The organism is Catelliglobosispora koreensis DSM 44566, from assembly GCF_000379685.1.
Classification (GTDB): domain Bacteria; phylum Actinomycetota; class Actinomycetes; order Mycobacteriales; family Micromonosporaceae; genus Catelliglobosispora; species Catelliglobosispora koreensis.
Window position 1 is genome coordinate 1 of record NZ_KB903292.1, and the last position, 17,103, is coordinate 17,103.

Annotated in this window: 19 protein-coding genes; 12 read left to right on the forward strand and 7 right to left on the reverse strand. The window is 62.1% G+C overall.

What is annotated here, in order from left to right; all coding sequences use genetic code 11:
* Nucleotides 1-1,239, reverse strand: a 1,239-nt coding sequence (locus A3E1_RS43570; RefSeq protein WP_040392745.1) for a hypothetical protein, incomplete at its 3' end; no start/stop codon positions are given.
* A gap of 264 nt (nt 1,240-1,503) precedes the next feature.
* Between A3E1_RS43570 and A3E1_RS0134135 the strand changes: the two genes are divergently transcribed.
* From A3E1_RS0134135 to A3E1_RS0134145, 3 genes are all read left to right on the forward strand, one after another.
* Complete coding sequence (locus tag A3E1_RS0134135; protein ID WP_020525323.1) at nt 1,504-1,785, forward strand: hypothetical protein; 282 nt, start codon at nt 1,504-1,506, stop codon at nt 1,783-1,785.
* A 395-nt stretch (nt 1,786-2,180) separates the two neighbouring features.
* Nucleotides 2,181-2,735, forward strand: a complete 555-nt coding sequence (locus A3E1_RS48100) for a hypothetical protein (protein ID WP_211216047.1) — start codon at nt 2,181-2,183, stop codon at nt 2,733-2,735.
* A complete protein-coding gene (locus tag A3E1_RS0134145) occupies nt 2,698-3,024 on the forward strand; it encodes a DUF6331 family protein (protein WP_026209101.1) in 327 nt (108 codons plus the stop codon). The genes A3E1_RS48100 and A3E1_RS0134145 overlap by 38 nt, the downstream gene beginning before the upstream one ends.
* 200 nt (nt 3,025-3,224) lie before the next feature.
* On the opposite strand, the gene A3E1_RS0134150 is transcribed toward A3E1_RS0134145, so the two are convergent.
* Nucleotides 3,225-4,517, reverse strand: a complete 1,293-nt coding sequence (locus A3E1_RS0134150) for a M14 family metallopeptidase (protein WP_020525326.1) — start codon at nt 4,515-4,517, stop codon at nt 3,225-3,227.
* Nucleotides 4,518-4,918: 401 nt separating this feature from the next.
* Nucleotides 4,919-5,464 (reverse strand): hypothetical protein, encoded by a 546-nt coding sequence (locus A3E1_RS0134155; RefSeq protein WP_157631923.1) that lies wholly within the window; start codon nt 5,462-5,464, stop codon nt 4,919-4,921.
* A 227-nt stretch (nt 5,465-5,691) separates the two neighbouring features.
* Between A3E1_RS0134155 and A3E1_RS43580 the strand changes: the two genes are divergently transcribed.
* Together A3E1_RS43580 and A3E1_RS0134165 are read left to right on the forward strand one after the other, a co-directional pair.
* Nucleotides 5,692-6,036 carry an Imm32 family immunity protein gene (locus A3E1_RS43580; protein ID WP_157631924.1) on the forward strand — a complete coding sequence of 115 codons (345 nt, stop codon included), beginning with the start codon at nt 5,692-5,694 and terminating at the stop codon, nt 6,034-6,036.
* Nucleotides 6,037-6,147: 111 nt separating this feature from the next.
* Nucleotides 6,148-6,570: a hypothetical protein gene (locus A3E1_RS0134165; RefSeq protein ID WP_020525329.1), complete on the forward strand. Its 423-nt coding sequence runs from the start codon at nt 6,148-6,150 to the stop codon at nt 6,568-6,570.
* Between the two features lie 17 nt (nt 6,571-6,587).
* On the opposite strand, the gene A3E1_RS0134170 is transcribed toward A3E1_RS0134165, so the two are convergent.
* Nucleotides 6,588-7,589: a hypothetical protein gene (locus tag A3E1_RS0134170; protein ID WP_020525330.1), complete on the reverse strand. Its 1,002-nt coding sequence runs from the start codon at nt 7,587-7,589 to the stop codon at nt 6,588-6,590.
* Nucleotides 7,586-8,170: an RNA polymerase sigma factor gene (locus tag A3E1_RS0134175; protein WP_020525331.1), complete on the reverse strand. Its 585-nt coding sequence runs from the start codon at nt 8,168-8,170 to the stop codon at nt 7,586-7,588. Before A3E1_RS0134175 ends, A3E1_RS0134170 begins: the two co-directional genes overlap by 4 nt.
* Nucleotides 8,171-8,537: 367 nt before the next feature.
* Here A3E1_RS0134175 and A3E1_RS0134185 point away from each other — a divergent pair, with 367 nt between their 5' ends.
* The 5 genes from A3E1_RS0134185 to A3E1_RS47555 all read left to right on the forward strand — a co-directional run bounded on the left by A3E1_RS0134185 (nt 8,538) and on the right by A3E1_RS47555 (nt 12,790).
* Complete coding sequence (locus A3E1_RS0134185; protein WP_040392747.1) at nt 8,538-9,062, forward strand: peptidase inhibitor family I36 protein; 525 nt, start codon at nt 8,538-8,540, stop codon at nt 9,060-9,062.
* 191 nt (nt 9,063-9,253) lie between these two features.
* Complete coding sequence (locus tag A3E1_RS0134190; RefSeq protein ID WP_157631925.1) at nt 9,254-9,535, forward strand: sigma factor-like helix-turn-helix DNA-binding protein; 282 nt, start codon at nt 9,254-9,256, stop codon at nt 9,533-9,535.
* The gene (locus tag A3E1_RS0134195; RefSeq protein WP_020525334.1) at nt 9,522-10,391 is read left to right on the forward strand and encodes a hypothetical protein; all 870 of its coding nucleotides are present in this window, start codon (nt 9,522-9,524) and stop codon (nt 10,389-10,391) included. The genes A3E1_RS0134190 and A3E1_RS0134195 overlap by 14 nt, the downstream gene beginning before the upstream one ends.
* Nucleotides 10,392-10,943: 552 nt before the next feature.
* A complete protein-coding gene (locus tag A3E1_RS0134200; RefSeq protein WP_020525335.1) occupies nt 10,944-11,210 on the forward strand; it encodes a hypothetical protein in 267 nt (88 codons plus the stop codon).
* A 2-nt stretch (nt 11,211-11,212) separates the two neighbouring features.
* Nucleotides 11,213-12,790 carry a helix-turn-helix domain-containing protein gene (locus tag A3E1_RS47555; protein WP_020525336.1) on the forward strand — a complete coding sequence of 526 codons (1,578 nt, stop codon included), beginning with the start codon at nt 11,213-11,215 and terminating at the stop codon, nt 12,788-12,790.
* Nucleotides 12,791-12,814: 24 nt separating this feature from the next.
* Here A3E1_RS47555 and A3E1_RS0134210 read toward each other — a convergent pair whose 3' ends face one another.
* On the reverse strand, nt 12,815-13,657 hold the full coding sequence (locus A3E1_RS0134210; RefSeq protein ID WP_020525337.1) for a hypothetical protein: 843 nt from the start codon (nt 13,655-13,657) through the stop codon (nt 12,815-12,817).
* A gap of 122 nt (nt 13,658-13,779) precedes the next feature.
* Here A3E1_RS0134210 and A3E1_RS43590 point away from each other — a divergent pair, with 122 nt between their 5' ends.
* Nucleotides 13,780-14,157: a hypothetical protein gene (locus A3E1_RS43590; protein ID WP_020525338.1), complete on the forward strand. Its 378-nt coding sequence runs from the start codon at nt 13,780-13,782 to the stop codon at nt 14,155-14,157.
* Nucleotides 14,158-14,413: 256 nt separating this feature from the next.
* Nucleotides 14,414-16,420 (forward strand): Xaa-Pro dipeptidyl-peptidase, encoded by a 2,007-nt coding sequence (locus A3E1_RS0134225; protein WP_020525340.1) that lies wholly within the window; start codon nt 14,414-14,416, stop codon nt 16,418-16,420.
* A gap of 21 nt (nt 16,421-16,441) precedes the next feature.
* Here A3E1_RS0134225 and A3E1_RS0134230 read toward each other — a convergent pair whose 3' ends face one another.
* On the reverse strand, nt 16,442-16,996 hold the full coding sequence (locus A3E1_RS0134230; protein WP_020525341.1) for a DUF4240 domain-containing protein: 555 nt from the start codon (nt 16,994-16,996) through the stop codon (nt 16,442-16,444).
* Between the last annotated feature and the right edge of the window lie 107 nt (nt 16,997-17,103).

The following is a 17,103-nucleotide window of genomic DNA, read 5'->3' on the forward strand; positions in this document are numbered from 1 at the left end:
TCCGCTCGAAACACCTTCGATGCCGGTCCACAGGTTGGTCCAGCCATTGGCGCTGCTGGCTTCGTAAACCTTGCCGTTGATTATCGTGTAGATGTACTTGACGTTGTTGGAGTTGATCGTGGCGATGGCGGTCCCAGTGACTCCACTGATCCCAGTGGGCTGGTTTAGCCAGCTAGTCGAACTCGCCGCCTCGTAGACCTTTCCAGCACTAAGTGTGTAGATGAGCTTGGTGCCGCCGTAGTTCAGTGCAGCTACAGCTGAACCTTTCACTGCGCCTGATGCGCCATCCACTGGCAAGTTATTCCAAGCTCTATCGCTTGCGGTCTCGTATATCTGCGTCCCTTGCGGGGTGCCACTGCCGCCGCCTCCTGGACTACAGACGCAAGGATCGCCTGTCCAGATCGATTTCGCGTCCGTCGAGAATGGCAGAGCCTCCGGTAGATCGCTTCCCGCGTAGCTGATGTTGAAGCCCATACCGCTGGGTGTAGAGGCGTCGACGCCAAAGTTCCAGGAGCAGTTACAGCCGTTATCGTTGCGTTCGTACACCGTCTTGCCGTAGAGGGCCATGTCATCACATGGGTTTGTGACCTTGTAGGAGATGTAGCCCCATCCGTTGTCGACGTACGCAGTTTTGTCGTCGACCCAGTCGGCGACTCGGAAGAGGATGAACTCTGGCCCAGCATCCTTGATTCCAAAGAACTGGGAAGGGCCGCCAAGGGCTTCTACGAGCGCTTGGTGAACATTATCCCGCGCGGAGAAATAGCCGGCCTGTCCGTCCATCTTGAAACAAGACAGGTTGATCTGTGAGGTAACTAGGCCGAACGCGTCCCAAGGTGTTCCGCCCCAACGATCGTCTGTTCCTTCGTCGGTGAAGTCCCATGATCCGAAGTACGTGTACCAGGTGCCGTAAGCGCCGTCATCCACCTTTGACCAATAGCCGTCCACGACTATCTCGTTGCCACCGATTCCCATGGTGCTCATCTGGGTGGTCGCGGCAGATGTGCTGCTGCGTTGTTTGTGACTGTCGACTGCAGCCTGCGCCTGCTCCGGTGACAGGTTCTCAAGCCCTAGCGAGCTGATATTGAAACTGACGGGCGAACCGCCGGCCTCGACGATCGCGCGGTTAAGGCCAACGTAGTCGTGGGGGTTGTTCTGGCGGTGGTTCTTTACTGCCTCGATAAGCCGGACGTTGCCAGGGACGTAGTCTCTAGGGTTTTTCGAAGCGAAGGCTGGCTGCATGGGCATTGCCACTGATGCCGCTGTGGCCGCGAACGCGACAATCCCAGCAACTAGCCGACGGGGGGTGGGAAACACTTGAACTCCAATCAACACCGTACATTCCTGGCACCTCGAAAGTGATCCAGTTTCACGCCCGGTCAAGATAACAGCGGCGCCGTTATCGGTGGGGGCACAGTATTCCGCAGCTAGACGGGCGCGTGGCAAGATCCTGCCTAACCCAGAAGCCTCGTACGACAGCGGTCGCCGAGAATTTGAAGGAGCGGTATGTCTAAGAACCCGGACACGCGTCATGACCTCGACGACTTGCCACTTCATCCAGGCGAGTCACCAGTCATCCCAATTCTGGTAATTCTGGGGTTCACGATCGGCGGAGCATTTTCGTGGTTCGCCACCGCTAATGGCGACCTTGAACACCTGTGGGCATACCTAAGCACCATCCTCTTCGTACTGTCGGCAATCGCAGCAGCAGCATTCGCCTATGCCAGGATTTTGCTACGCCACGAACAATGGAAGAGTCATCCAAACCGAGCCGACACGGCTTCATAGACCCGGAGTCAGCCCAGCCAGGCACATGATGTTTGGCGCATGGCATGCCAGGTGTCGCGTGACTAATGAGTGACTACCCGTACGCATTGGCCCGCACAGTGGCGGATGCTCACGGAAGCCACACGCAGCTCGTGATACGTTCCGGCAGAGATCGGCTAGGTCTGGTGTTTGCTTCACGCGGAAGGTGACCGGGCGTGCCCAATTCGTGCCCGTAGTGCGAGTCGGTCTGGGTAAACAGAGGGGAATGGCGGGCAGGCGCGGACGTTTTCCCTGGTGGCCGAACTGCAAGATGGCGCCTTGGTATCAGCTCGTCCCAGTGCCCTTTGAGCGGTCACGGGTACGCGACGGTTAAGAATCCTGTGGCCGAGAGGCGTGGTGAAAGCCATCATGTCAGCGTGAAGCAGTACCGAAACCGCGATGGCGCGCTCAACGGTGCCGACGTCGTGATCGTCGGGCTGTTCTCGGCCAAAGATAGGGAGTATGAGGCCCGCCTCGACGAGCTCGCCGACTTGGTCGAGGCCCGCGGTGGCCGGGTGGTTGGACGATTTGTTCAGCGTCGAGGCGCTTCCGACCGGTGGAACGAGCGCCCAGGCGGGGCAGCGCGGATGTCTCAGCCGTTCTCTCGCCGGACGCTGCTGACCCACGGCAAGGTCCACGAAATTGCTGAAGCCTGTACGAAGGATAAGGTCTACGCTGCGGTCTTCCTCAACGCCTTGACGAATGTTCAGCGGGCGGTCTTGGCCAACATGCTGGGTTGTCTTGTATTCAGTGGCGAGGACCTCGCTGCCTACGACGGGACCGTTAGCCGAGACGATGAGCCGTACAAAAATACCGGGCGTAAAGAGAGTAACGGGCCAGGTATGGATCCGGACAGCTCAGCATTCGTTGTGGCTCAACAGGAGGGAGGCACCGATGCCCCAGGTCTTTATCGAGATACCGTCGCCGCTTAGCGATTGCATCACCTTTTGTGAGATCGAGTGTGTGCTTGCGTGCTGCGGGATCAGCGCAGTGTCCACCGATCCGGTCCACGTTGACGATTGGTGCCGCCAGGCTGGGTCGGCCGCAGTGATTGAAGCTCGCCTTCAACTTGCCACATTGATCGACGTGGTCGAGGACCGCTCAAGCCAGGTCGTGTCGATGTTCCTCAACCACCGCACACACAACGAGGCTTCGCGACGCGAGCTGCTGGATTTTCTGACGGCCATCGAGGCTGGGCTGAAAGCCAGCGACGCCTCGTGAAGTTGCTGGCTTCGGACCGCCTAGGGCCGGGGCCACACCGCGATACCAGCGGGCGATATCGGCAGCGGGACACCCGGAACCGCGACGCTATGTCTCGCATTCTGGTGCGCCAGGCCCACTCACATAACGCACGTGCGCGGTGCCCGCGCCAGCTGATCAACGGTTGTTGGATTCGACGTCGGCTGGTTTAGCCTGCATCGCTAATTGAGTGCGGCACCGCTTCGTTCGATGTAAGTCATTGCTTGTTGGTAGTCGGCCAGAGCGTCGCCGTATCGGTGCCCGGCGACCAAAACCATGGATCGGTCGGTTAGCGCCTTGATCAATGCTCGGTCGGCTGACGCACCATCTTCTACGCGCCACTGACTCGCGGCCGCGACGCTGTCATCAAAGGCTGGCAGCGTGGCGGTGAGGAAGCTGTGGCCGAGGTGCCACAACCCGTAAGCGGCAGTTCGGATGGCGATACGACGGCGTAACGTCGCCAGTTGGGGCAGCCTAAGTTCACGCTGGGCCGCATGTGCCATAGTGTCGGCGCTGACAGGCCCGCATTCGCATAGGTTTGCTCCGATTTGTTCGACGTATCGGATGCGCAGGTCGCGTGACCAGTCGCTCATGTCCACCCCAAACGCCGGCCGAGGTTGGCCAGGAACGATTGGTTCAACATCGCTTGCTTGTGCGGTGATGAGGATTCCAGCGGTGGTGAACTGCTCGCCGCTCCGACCGCGTGGCTCTCCGCTTTCAGCGAGTCTGCCTAGCAGGTCAGCTGCTTCCGTTCGTGCCGAAACGGCATCGCCAGTCTGTTCAGCCCGATCGGCTAGAACCGCATACCAGACCAGCATGTGAAAGACATCGCTTAGCGACGTCTTGTGTATCGCGAGCTGGCTTCGGGCGTTGTTGAGGACCCGGTTCAGCGCGTGCACGGCAGCTCCGACTTGCCCAGCCGCTTCGAGGGTGGCGACTAAACTGAACTGGTCCCAGGTCGTCATACAGAAGTACTCAGGGATCTCGATTTCGACGATCTCCTTGAGCATGACAGCTGCCTCGTCATATCGGCCTTCCTCGGCCAGTCCATAGGCGAGCGGCTGAAGTCCTGATCTCTTCTCGACGGGGTTGTCCGCTGCGTGGCTCACCTCGGCCATTTCCATCCGTACGGCCAGTCCTTCGGCCCGGCGGCCGAGCTCGTAAAGGGTGACCTGGTACGGGTCGAGGGCGTCGATAAGAGGCTTGGTTCGTGTGGGTTCTCGACCGAATACCGTCCGTGCGGTCGCAACCGCTTCTTCAAGTAGTGGCAGACGCTGTTGCGCGTTCTGGCGACCCTGGTCCCAGCTTAGGTTCACGAGAGCCCTGGCAAGCTGCAGCTCGTATGCATTGGGGTTGACCTGGGCCAGAATCCGGTACGCCTTCACCAGTTCGGCAGCGCTTGGTCGTCTCGATCCAATTAGGAGGGTACGGGCCCACACTTCAAGTTCGTAATCCACAGCTTCCTGGCCGGTCATCGTTTCCTTCTGTCTCGCCACACGAAGGGCAAGAGTAGGCGGGAAACGCGCTGCCCAACACGTACGTAAGGCCGAATGACCGCTAACGATCTTCACGCTAAGCTGACTACAGGTCACACCTCCTGCGGGGGTTCGGTGCAACCGCATCAGTTGCATCCTGCGGTCTCTCCACAGGTAGACAAGTGTGAATCATTTGGTTCTGCCCAGCACGGCGATGCCAGCGGGCGTTACTGGCAGCGGTTGGCCCGACACCGCGACAGTCTGTTTCACATTCTGGTGCGTCAGGCTCACTTACATGGCGCACGTGCAGACTGCTTGCGCCAACCGTTTGGTGACCTGGAGTTCTCCCCTACGCCACGCTTGTCCCAGTTCGGCGGCTAAGCGCGTCCGATTCAGGCCCTCTATAAGAGTTGCAGTCCGTCGGCATTTTGTTGCTGTGCCTTGTGTCCCTGCCAAGCCCATTCGACGTTGCCTGCGTTTAGCCAGCCTGACCTACGCAGCGGAATGCTCCGATCCTCTATGTGGGCAATGCATAGCGCTCGTCGACCCCGCGTCAGTGCGCTCCAGGCACTGTCGGCGATGATGCTGAGCAGGGTCATGGCATCGTCGTAGCGGTGTTCCGCGTAGACACCGAAGTTTCTTAGAACCAAGACCACTCCTGTGGCGTCTGCCGGTGTGTCCCAAAGGATTCCGGCTACCGATCCGCTCAGGCATTGCCAGCACTCGTCGCCAGGACAGTCGTTCCACGACATCCCCGACAAGTCGCGAATCATATGTACGGAGATAAGCCAGGATGCCTCGACCTCAATGAGGTGATACCTCTCCTCGCGCAGCCAACCCGTCACTTCGGCCAAGGTCTCAGCGGAATGGACGCGAGCGATTGGTGACTGGGTTAGGAGAAAAAAGTCAGGACGGTTTCTGTCCTTCTCCCGGTCGAATGCGGCCATCACCACAGGATGCCGCTCCACTTCGCCACGCGCACGCGTATTCTCCTACGGTTGATCTGGTTTGCAGCCGCTTACCCGCAGTCGTCGACGCGACATTTCGAGCGCCGATTTAGACCGGAACACTCCCATATCGCCACGGACGAACTGCCCGGCACCAGAGACGCTCGACCTCGTCCCGGCCGTAGAACTCGGTAAAGTCTGGGCCTGACATTGGCTTGGGAGCACTCATGACATCAGCAAATAGCGCGCAGCGGCCGGTCCGGATGCTGGTTCTTGAAGTTCCGGCCTACTCCGATGAACGGGGCCTGTGGCGTGAACTCGACGATGGGCATGTCTCCGTTGACCTTGTCGGTGAGGATGTCAACCTTCGCGCCGACCGATCAGGGCTGGTCTGGTTGGCGACCCAGCTATTGGCGTTAGCTGGCGAAGACGTGCCGGACGGTTACCATCACCACATAGACCGCGTCAGTGGTGAGTTGGCTGAGGGCTCCCTAAACCTGATCATCGAATACGACGCAGACCTCTGGGCGATGCCATCCCAACAGGCAGAGGATCGCCAGCCACCGAAATGATCGGTTTCGCATTCTGGTGCGTCAGGCCCACCAACGAAAGTCCAGGTCTAAGACCTGGACGTTTTCTATATCTAGGCTGCGCAGTTGCGGCGCCAGAAGGGGAGCACGAGGGTGAAGCAGCCACCCGGACCGGAGGTGCTTGAGGCTCCCGCGAACGCGGCGATCATCGGCTATCTGCGGTCGTCAGCCACGCCTCACAGGCCGGGTCATGGCATGGAGTACGGCGGCTGGGAGCTGATGACCCATCCTGATCTGGGCGAGATGTTCGGCAAGCTCGCGGGACGGTCCAGTGTGGTGCCAGTGTTTGGCCGTCCCGCTGTGGTGGAGCACGGCGTGATCGCTGCTGTCGCGGTCGGGACCACCTGGCTCTTGTTTCGGCTCCCGTCGCCGCCGGCCGGAGTGGAGATGAACAAGCCGATCACGGCGCTTGAGGGCACCGGCTGGTATGCGGTCTCGGCGTGGCAGCCGGACTCTGACGGCGACAGCCGTTTGAAGAGCGTCTTGCGTGACGCCTTGGAGTTCGCTGTTTCATAGGATGTGGCGTGCCAGAGTCAATCTGAGACCTGTAGGCGCAGCGTGAGCCAGTACTCGACGACGGAGTTCGGCGGGACAGGGGAGTTGGGCGCAGGCTCCACCGCTATCGACTCGAATCCGCATATCTGGCCCGCGACGCTAATGAGAAGGACGTCGCTCGTCCTGCCGGTTTCCGCTCCGCCGCTGTCGAGGCTGACGGCATAGCAGAGCCGGCCTGCCCGGTCGGTAACGATGCCCCGCCAGGCGAGGCCCGGAATGCCGGCCAGGACGGTGAGGACCGCGACGCGCTGGCCGACGCGCAGGTAGTGGATCCGTGAGACGTCGGCAAGGGCGCGCAGGATCGCTTGTGGCCCATTGGAACGTGGCTGGTGTTTGTCCAGCTGCGACTCGAGCTGTCCGGCATCGGCTGACGGCGTTCCGTTGAGGAGGTCGGAAAATTCACCGGGCCCGTACATGATGGGGACGGTCTGGGAGCCTGAGGGAAGAGCGTCAAGGTACTGCACTGTTTTGCTGCCGGGCGTCTGTGGTGGAAGCGCGGTTTGCAGCTCCTTGCCCGAGCGGTCTTGATGCCACCAGAGTTTGACGTCATTGGCCACGAATCCGTCTGGGTGGATCGTGTCCGCGGTCCACTCCTGGCGGTGCACATAGGTGGTGCCGCCGTTGACGGTGGCATCCGGCTGCTGACGCACGGCCCGGATGAGATCTTGCAGATGGCTGGCGGCTGGTGTCGCGGGTTCTGCCGTGTCCATGTCGAGACGGCCCGGACCGGCGTACGCGGGCGAGGAGGCTCCGAAGTAGACAGTGGCCACAGTCGCGACTATCCCTGCCGCTCCACCGGTTAGGGCAAGCCGCCTCGTGAAAGATATGGCATACCAAGGCTTTCTGAGCCGGCCTCGTGCCTCGGCGACCACACGCATTTGCTCGGGTGTCAGAGTCGGCGGTGGCACTTCCTTGCCATAAGCGGGATTACGTGCATCCATGACATGCTGGAGGAGGTCATCATTGATGTGGCCCGTCACTTCGGCTCCTCCTTCGAGCGTAGGTGTTCTTCAAGGATCGCGGTGGCTTTCACCCGGGCTCGTGACAGCCGTTTGCGGGCGGTGGCGGGGCGTAGGTTGAGGTGCGCGGCGATCTCATTGGTGTCAAGCTGGTGCTCGTAATAGAGCTCAAGCAGTTCAATATCGTTGGGGTGCAAGCGGTCCAGCTGCCCGCAGAGCTCAAGGCTTGGCTCATCGAACATCGCGTCCGCTGGCGGCTGCGGATTCAAATGAGCCATGGTGTCGGGGTCATATTCTTGGTGCGGCTGGTTGCGGTGCGCCCGAAGGTAATTGCTCAGGTGAAACTTGGCGGTCGTTATCAACCAGGGATAGGGTTCTTCCGGGACGGCATCAGATTTGCGCCATGCGGTGATCAGAGTTTCTTGAGCTAGGTCGCGTGCGGTAGCCATGTCGCCGCGGAGTTTGCTGGCAAGCACCTTCGCGATCCTTTCGAAATATTCCTTGACGAGCGCGTTGTGCCACGCGTCGTCGCGCACCCTTTCGCTTGCCAAGAGCAGCTCTCCTACACCTTCGTCCGCGGAGCTAGTGGTGATGTTCTGCACACGGTGAGTACCGCTATTGATGAGATGTCGCTGGCGGCCCGGCTGTGTGACATCAGGAAATGACAATTTGTCACTTGGCCGGGCCAGGATTGATTAGTTATCAACTGGGAGCTGTCCGGGCCTGCGGTTAGCCCAAAGCGGTCAGCCCTGCGTCATCATTGTTGGCACACTGGCGGACAGCGACTGTCCAATGCGGCGTATGAATGAAATCCATGAACCTGAACTGTGACAGCTCACTCATTGTCATCTATGTATCTCATTGGCGTCCGTGCGTGACGGTTCACCTACTGTCTGTGGCAGCGCGCGCAAAGTTGCTGGCCCGCTCTGCGCACCGCGGGCCATCCCTCATCCGCGAAGGAGGGCTTCCATGCCACCTCGCACTACCACCGCCGTGGTGGCGACACTGCTGGCTGTCGCCATGGTGCTCGCCAGCGCGAATAGCGCTATGGCGGTGAAACCCACCAAAGATCTTCAGGCCAAGATTGATGCTCATCTCGCCAGGTATCCCGGTGGAACGCAGATTAGTGATACCGAGGTCGCCTACGCCGGCGGCACGTTCGTCATCACGTTCGCCGCGCCGGAAGTCAGTGTCAACGGGGTCGCTGACTGTCCGTCAGGGTGGTTCTGTTTCTACGAGCACACCAACTTTGGCTATCCGCGAGGCAAGCTTTCCAGCTGTGGCTGGCAGGACCTGGCCTGGTGGGGCTGGCACGATCGCACCGAAGCCGTTCACTTCAACCAGTCCGGGGGCTCGGTCGTTTTCATCTCGCACGTCGGACCGCCCGACCACTCCTATGATTACGGGCTGTTTAGCGTGAGCACCGGTAGGCGCACTATCTCCGACGTGTACCCATACAGAAATATGGCCGACCACGTCTATCGCTACTGCTAAGCCGCATTAACGCTGGTGGCGGGGGACGGCTCCCTGTCACCAGCCCAATGCACCTCCACTAGTGCCAATTCGTGATGTTTGCGATGTCACGTCGATCTTGGTCTGTCGACATTGCACAGATGAGGCACAACACCGCATTGCGGACAGCTACCGAAGAGGCACGGTAGGTGATGGTGGAGGAGAAGCTAGAGGTGACAGTTGAGAAATCCTGTGCGGCGGAACAGGAAGCACCAGAAACAGAGGCCCCGGCGCTAGAAGAGCAGATTGACCTGCGGCGCGCGCTGGCCAGCATCCCACGGTCAGACCGCTTGCTCCTGTGGCAGGCCTACGTCCAGGGCCTGAAGAGCACGGATATCGCGGCCGGTCTTGGGGTCGCGCCCCAAGCCGCAAGGCAGCGCATCGCGCGTGCGGCCGGCCGCCTGCGCCGGGCGCTTGGGCCTGGCTACGACAGGGCGAGCAGTGAGCCTGCATAGCCACCGGCGTCCGCCGCAAGGCAAGCGGCGCAGGGCAAACCGGGTTCGCATCCGCGTCACGGCGGTGGCGGCGAGCCTGGCGCTAGCGGCCGTGCCAGCCTCAGCCCCGACCTGGCGAGGCACCTCGGCTCAAGCTGACGCTGCCAGCCATACGCCGGGGGTTGTCCCGGCGGCACGCTTCACCTGGCGTGGGTCGTCAGCGCGGGAGGTCCTTCGCCGTGTCATCGAGGGCCTCGAGCACATGGCAATTGCCGAAAAGGCTGACCCTTATACCTATTTCCACGTGCGGAGCTGGCCAGCTGAGGGACGGCGCTCCACCTCCGTGGCCGACGTTCGTCGTTGGCTGCGATCCGATGGATTCGGCAGCCAGCTGTCCTCCGTTGTCGCGACCGACGAGTCCCTCGCGGTTATGGCATCGCCGGTGCAAACGACGGCAACACAGGCTGGGCCGCCGGTCGAGATGACCGCGCCCGCGACGCGGCCCGAGGCCCTCGGCGGTCAGCTGCACCATTACGCCAGCACCCTCCACATGAGACTCGCCGAGGTGATTACCTTGATACATAGCAGGTTCTGCCTGAATTCTGGTCAGCGCGCCGCCCTACTGCAGGTCCTGGCCGACACCGATGACGTGCAGTATCTCGGCCGATTCGCCGACCGGGGCGGGCGCCAGGGCACGGTCATCGCCATTCCCGGCCAGGCCAACGACGGGGCGGACGTCCTTGACATTCTGATTTTCGCCGACTCCGACGGCGCCTTGCTGTCGCATGAACTGCAAACCAGCGAGCCCACCGCGCTCGTGTCCTACACCCGCTATCTCGGATGCGGTAGGGCAAGCGATCCGGGAGCGGTGAGATGACGGGCAAATGTGGGGCCCACCGGGCCAACGGTGAACCCCACCAAGCCCAAGGCCATCGCAACCAAGAGAGAGCATCAAGGGCTTACCTGACCAGCATGCTGGCCGCCTCTAGTGAAGCGTTGATAACAACGGTTCGGCAAGGGGCAGCAAAAGGTTGCTATCAACAACACATCGCTGCCGGACAGCGTTTCTGGCATCAATCCGGGCAATGTGACGCAGCGTCACTGCCCAGATTGCGGCTAGCCGCAGTGCCAGAGCGTTCCAAGCGAATTAATGCCGCTGAACAAAAGGCCGCGAGTCCGCTTTGGAATCAAAGCCACGCACCGGATCGTGTTCACTTCACATTGGCGACGGCTGTGCCGCCGCCATGGCCCGGCAACGTCAAGGGCTGCAGCTGAGGCCAACTGCTGCAGCACATTCACCACGGCGGTGCCGCCATCGCAACCACAGCACCACATCCGGAGCCACCAGCGCCAGGTGGCTCCGGACTAACAGCCGAGTCCACAAAGGACAGAGAGTTCATCAACTGACTTACCGGAAAGGGGCACCCTAATGCCCAAAGCACAGGAGACCCAGCCCACACTGGGCCCCGTCTTCACCGCCTTAGCCGCCTTGGCTGGCATCGGACTACTGCTGACGTTCTCCGTGATTTGGTTCCATCAAGGCAACCCGGCGCTCGGCGGAGCGGCTGGAACAGCTGCCATCGGGCTCGTCGCCTGGGCGGTCAGGCACCTGCTTAACGCGGCTGTGCGCCCCCCTGTGGACGACGGCGAGCGTCCTTCAGCCGACGAGAAGCCCGCCGCGGCGGAGGTGCCGTAAACATGCGCCCCGGCCGCAAAGAAAAGGAACTCGAAACCGTCAGCAGCCCCGCTGCCGGATTCGCCGCGGCGCTACGGGAGGCCCGCCGTCAGGCGGGTTCTCCCACCTACCGCGACATGGCAGAAGGTGCCCACTACTCCGGGCCGGCGCTATCCCAGGCCGCCAATGGCGCCAAGGTGCCGACCTGGCCAGTGACCGCCGCCTACCTCAAGGCCTGCGGCATCACCGATTTGGCGCCGTGGCAGAACGACTGGCACATCGCCAAGCTCGCCGCGAAGCTTTCCAAGGCGAAAGGCAACGCAGCCAACGTCAGCTACCCGATCCACCGCGCACGGACATGTGCGGTCCCTACAGTGTCCAAAGACGACAGCTCGCCTAGCCCTCAGACGCAGCTTCTAGACATGCTGCGCTGTCTCGGAAAGGCAAAAGGCTTGTCGCTGCGGGCGACCGCGAGCCAAATGCAGACGTGCCAGGCCGCTCTTGTCGCCAAAGGCGGGCCTAACCAGACATATTCCTCCAGCGCCATACACGAAGTGCTCAAAGGCGATTCACCGCTGACGGCAGAGTTCGTCACGGTCTACCTCAACGCCATCGGTGCGACTCATGAAGAGGAGGTCCACGTTGGCGAAGCCATCGGGCGGCTCAACTTCAAACTCGCGCACTGCGCGCCCGTACCAACTGTCAGCCCAGATCTGCCCGCAGGATCGGCAACGCCGCCGGAACCGGACGTCATGGTGGCGGAACCGAGAACGGCCCGAGCTGGCCGTGTCTATGTGTCGCAACGCATCTCGGCCACCGTCATGGAAGACCCGCTGGCCGATTCCTTCCTGCAATGGCAAGGTGACGACATCCATCCGCCGATTCACCAGCCAATGGACCGGCCGCACGGAAGCGGCGTCCGGAGGCACCGAGCGCCGTGCACCTGCTGCCGGGAGCAGGGAAGCAGCGAGACAGCCAAGGGACTTCGGCAGAAAGTCGCCCGGCCCGGTTTCGTCGGTGCGGCAACGATCTTCAGCGGTCTGCTGTGCTGGGCGCTGGCGTTCGTTCTTGAAGCTGCCCGCGATGCGCGCCTTAGCCTGGCAGACCTCGGATCAGCTCTGCTCATCACGACCGGTTCCGTCACGCTGGTCGCGGTCCTCGTGCTTCTTAGAACTGTCCTGCGTGATGAGGACCGCGTCATTGACCGCCCGGCTCGGCAAGCGGGCCTTGCCAAATGGGCTCAGAGGTGGCGCTACCAGCCACGTCATTCGCGGGCGCCGAGATGGGGCCTGCGCGTAGGTCTGCTCAACACGTATGGCCGAACGGCGCATGCGGCTGCGGCCGGTGTGTTTGCCGCCCGGAGTTGGGCGATCCGGTTGCCCGGTGTCGCGGCGGCCACCGCGATCGGCATCAGCGTCGCCGTGACCCTTGTCGCGACCGCTGGTGTCCGCGCGGCGGCCAGTGAGCCTCCGCCAACATTCACCCCAAGCCCTGCTGTTGTTGATACAGAGCAGCCAGGTCACTTACCTTCCGGCGGTGAAGCGGTGGTCCTGGACGGATGGGCGGGGCTCAGGCAACGGCTGGAACCGCCGTCCGGGTGACCTTGTCGCGCTCTATAAGCGGATTCAGCCGTGTGCTTGCGCCGCGCCAGATCGCGACCGGCGGCGGATCCAGGCCACAAACATCGGCCACGAAAGCACTTCCAGCATCTGAAGCACCGGGGTCAGGAGGCCAAAGCAGGCGACAGTCATCCAATCGGCGAAGGTGGCTGGCTTCGAGGACCATAGTGTGAGAAGCCGTCCGGTCACGACGATCAGCATGATCGCGGCGTAGGCGACGCTGAACACGGTAATCGGCATCGTGAGCTGTGCGACGCAGGTCGCCCACAGCACGCAGGCGGTCAGGTGGCCGACGGCGGCGATCGACGCGCCAGTTCTCGCCATGCCAGTCGAGCACCACAGTGCCGCGAGGTCGCGCGTTTTGAGCATGGCCGCCGCGGCGATCCCGTGTGCGACAACGAACAAGACTGACACGGTGACGAGCAGTTCACGGCTGCGGACCGATCCGCCTGGGTCCAGATCGCGGATCGTCGCTGGCAGGTCAGCTCCAAATAGGTCCCACAACGTGGCCAAGACCTTGGCGCCGATCCAGTACGAGCCGGCGATGGCCGCGGGCAGGAAGGCCACGCCAGCCCAGAACATCACCGATGGCACTGACGCCGGCGCCTGCGGAAGGGGCTGCGGGCCGCTTACTGGCGCTGCTGTGGCCTGCGAACGGTTCGCCAGCACCTTTTCGACGCCAAGCGTCAACAGCCAGGAGACAACTGCGACACCGCCGCTGAGCAGAAGCTTCTGCAGATCCGACAGGTTTGCCTCGCCTGGTAGCGCATTGACGATGCCGTTGGCGAACACCAACGCCGCGGCTACGACCGGGACGACTGGCTGCGACAGAATGGACCGTGTGGGCACGGTCGGATCCTAGGCGCGGCAGTCAAGCGGGGCCAGAGGCTCCGGCAGCGCCTTCCGGCCGATCGGAGGACGCGGGAGATATTGACAGGTGTCAGCATTGTCCAATGCGGATACTGGGTCGGATGTTAACTGTCGTCGTGGTCGCCGTAGCCGGTCTGCTGGCGGTGCCGTCCGCCGCCATGGCCGATAGCTACGCCTGCACTTATGGTCCGGGTGCCTATAACTGCGAAGGCCGCGCCGAGTTCGTCTCCCACGGAGAGCACTTCTACCTGATGGACCGCAAGGCTGACGGCCACTCAGCCGTGCTGCGTTACTACCGGGCCGATACGCAGCAGTGGAAGACGTCCTGGAACCACGACGGTGCTGGAACCACCAAGCACATCAACCTCGACATGCCCGAGGGCTACGACGTCGTCTATTACGTGTGCCTCGGCGAATACGGCGACCGCGACATTCTCGAAGAAACCTGCGGCGTACCAACCTATGGCGACATGTCCTAGCCGAGCGCTTTAGCGAACTGGCGTTTCAGCGGTGGCACCGCACCGGTGAGGCGCAGCATGCCGCGCAACATCGCACGGCCGATGCGATTGGCCGAGCTGGCCTGCTTCGCATTGCGCAGAGACGTGCGCGCGGCGTTTTACGGACCCGCAATCGCCGGAGTTTTGGCGCACTGCCGCGAGCAACTAAGGCTACTGGTCGCCCGCATCCTGAACTAAGGATTGACGCATCTAAATTGATGTGCATGACTGTGGAGTCATGCGGAATATCTTGCGTGGGGCAGTCACCCTTGCCCTCATCCTGCCGTTCACGGCCGGGCCAGTAAAACCGGCGGCCGCGTTGGCAGTCACTGAAGAACGGGTCTATGTCGAGACAACCGTCGACAGTGACCACAACGGCCGGCCCGACCGGGTCGCCATCGACATCGCCCGCACCACGGGAGCCACGAACCTTCCCGTGGTCTTCGAGCACAGCCCCTATCGCAGCCCACTCAACAACGCCCCCAACCACAACGTCAACGTCGACCGTCTCCCGCAAGAGGACCTCTTCGGGATCGCTGGCAGCTCGCCGCGCATCGACGCGGCTCGGGCCGTGCCGGACCTGCCCGGCTGGTACGACGACTACTTCCTCTCGCGCGGATATGCCGTCGTCTTGGGCCATAGCATCGGCACCGGCGACTCCGAAGGTTGCCCGACCAGTGGTGACATGCAGGAAACCCTTGGCACCACAGCGGTTATCGACTGGCTTAACGGGCGCGCACGGGGCTACAACGCCGCTGGGGCACAAGTAACAGCATCGTGGAGCAACGGAAACGTTGGCATGATTGGCATCTCGTATAACGGCACGCTGCCCAACATGGCCGCCGCCACGGGAGTGCCTGGCCTCAAGGCCATCGTGCCCATTGCCGCCATCTCCAGTTGGTACGACTACTACCGCGCCAATGGCTTGGTCGTCGCCCCGGGCGGATACCAGGGCGAAGACGCTGATGTGCTCGCCAATGCCGTCGTCAAACGAACCGGCTGCACCGATGAGATCGCGGCCATCGCCGCCGCGCAGGACCGCAACAGTGGTGACTACACACAGTTCTGGCGTGACCGGGACTACGTCAAAGATGTCGCCAACGTGAGCGCGGCCGTGTTCGTCATCCATGGCCAGACCGACTGGAACGTCAAGAGCATGCAATACGCCCAGTGGTACGAGGCACTGCGCCAGCGCAACCACCCGCGCAAGATCTGGCTGCACCGGGGCGGGCATGGCACGGCTTCCCGGACTGACTATCAGTCCACGGTGGGCCGGTGGTTTGACCGGTATGTCAAGGGGATCGCCAACGGCATCGACACCGAGCCCAAGGCTGACGTGCAGGCACCGGATGGCACGTGGCGCACCTACGGCGACTTCCCCGATCCGCAGGTGCAGAACACCGTCTTCTATTTGGGTTCGGCGGGCGGTGTGCTGTCACCAACTCCCACGTCTGGCAACGTCAATCAGTCGTTTGTGGACAATGGCCGCAGCCTTACCGCCGAACAACTCGCGGCGAGCCCTGATAGCGCTAACCCCAACCGGCTCATTTACCGCACCGCGGCGCTCGCCAGCGCGGTCAGGCTCTCAGGGACTCCTCGCGTGACGTTGCGTGCCGCTGTCGACAACCGCAAGGACGCCAACCTAACCGCACTGCTCGTGGACTACAGCGGAAGCACCCCAACGATTGTGACCCGCGGCTGGCTGGACCCGCAGAACCGCAACGGCACGGCTGGGCAGCCGCTCGAGCAGGGGCAGGAATACACGATGACGTTCAGTCTTCAGCCGCGTGACTATGTTTTCGCGGCCGGGCGCAGGATCGGGCTGGTCGTCATTTCGACCGACTACAACTTCACCCTGCGTCCCCTGAGCGGAACCCAACTGCACGTGAACCCGGCGCTCAGCTCTCTTTCGCTGCCTTTGGTCAGCGCGCCTAGCGGCAGCACGTGCACCGGTTACGAGTCCACCTACTCAGGCACGCTTTCCAGTGGTGGCAACGCTTATCAGCCCAGTTTCCAGACCACGATCACGGGCTCGCATCGCGCGTGCCTCGACGGTCCCGCTGGAGCGGACTTCGACCTCTACCTGCAGAAGTGGAATGGCTCCGCCTGGACGACCGTCGCCAGTGGCACGACAAGCGCCGCTGACGAATCCTTCACCTACAACGGCACCGCAGGCACGTATCGCTACCGCGTGCACGCCTACTCCGGTTCCGGTTCGTACTCGGGCGGTTACGACGCGCCGTAAAGCGATCTCTGGGCTGCCTGGCTAACGGGCAGCCCAGGTGATGTACCAGCCGGCGGGGTTGGTGCACGATTCGCGCGTGATGCCGGAGCCGGTGTCGGGACGTTTGCCGAACAGCTCCTCGTGGACGTCGGCGAAAAGATGGCACATCTCTTCGCAGTCGCAATCCAACACCGCTAGTGATGGGTTGCTCACGACAGCCTCGTAATAGTGCTGGCCTAAAGCGACGATGAACCCGCGAGCGTAGAGGAAGCCGTCATCGGAACCATCCGTGACCTGCTGAATGTCGGACCGGTCGATGTCGAAGAGCAGGCGCTCGACCACGCGGTCGAGGTCGGTCAGGCCGGCCGAGGTCAGGTCCTGCCCGTGATCTTCGAGGAATTCGATAACACCGGTCAGGGCCTTGTCCACATGGGACATCAGCTTGAAGACGCCATCGTCAGAGGTGCGGGTGGCTAGCCGGTAACGGGCTTCATTCGCCTCCGGCGATGCGTGTGACCAGGCCTGCTCCACTAAGGCCCAGAAGCGTTCCACGTCATGCTGCGACGGCCGTCGCCCGCCGGAGGAGTGAAAGGTCACAGCCGGATCGTAACCTCTGACGTGAACAGTTCACCGCCCGGCCACCACCCGGTAGGCATCAGCTTCATCAATGTAAGCGCGGGCTCTTGTCGCCGATGGGGCAAAGT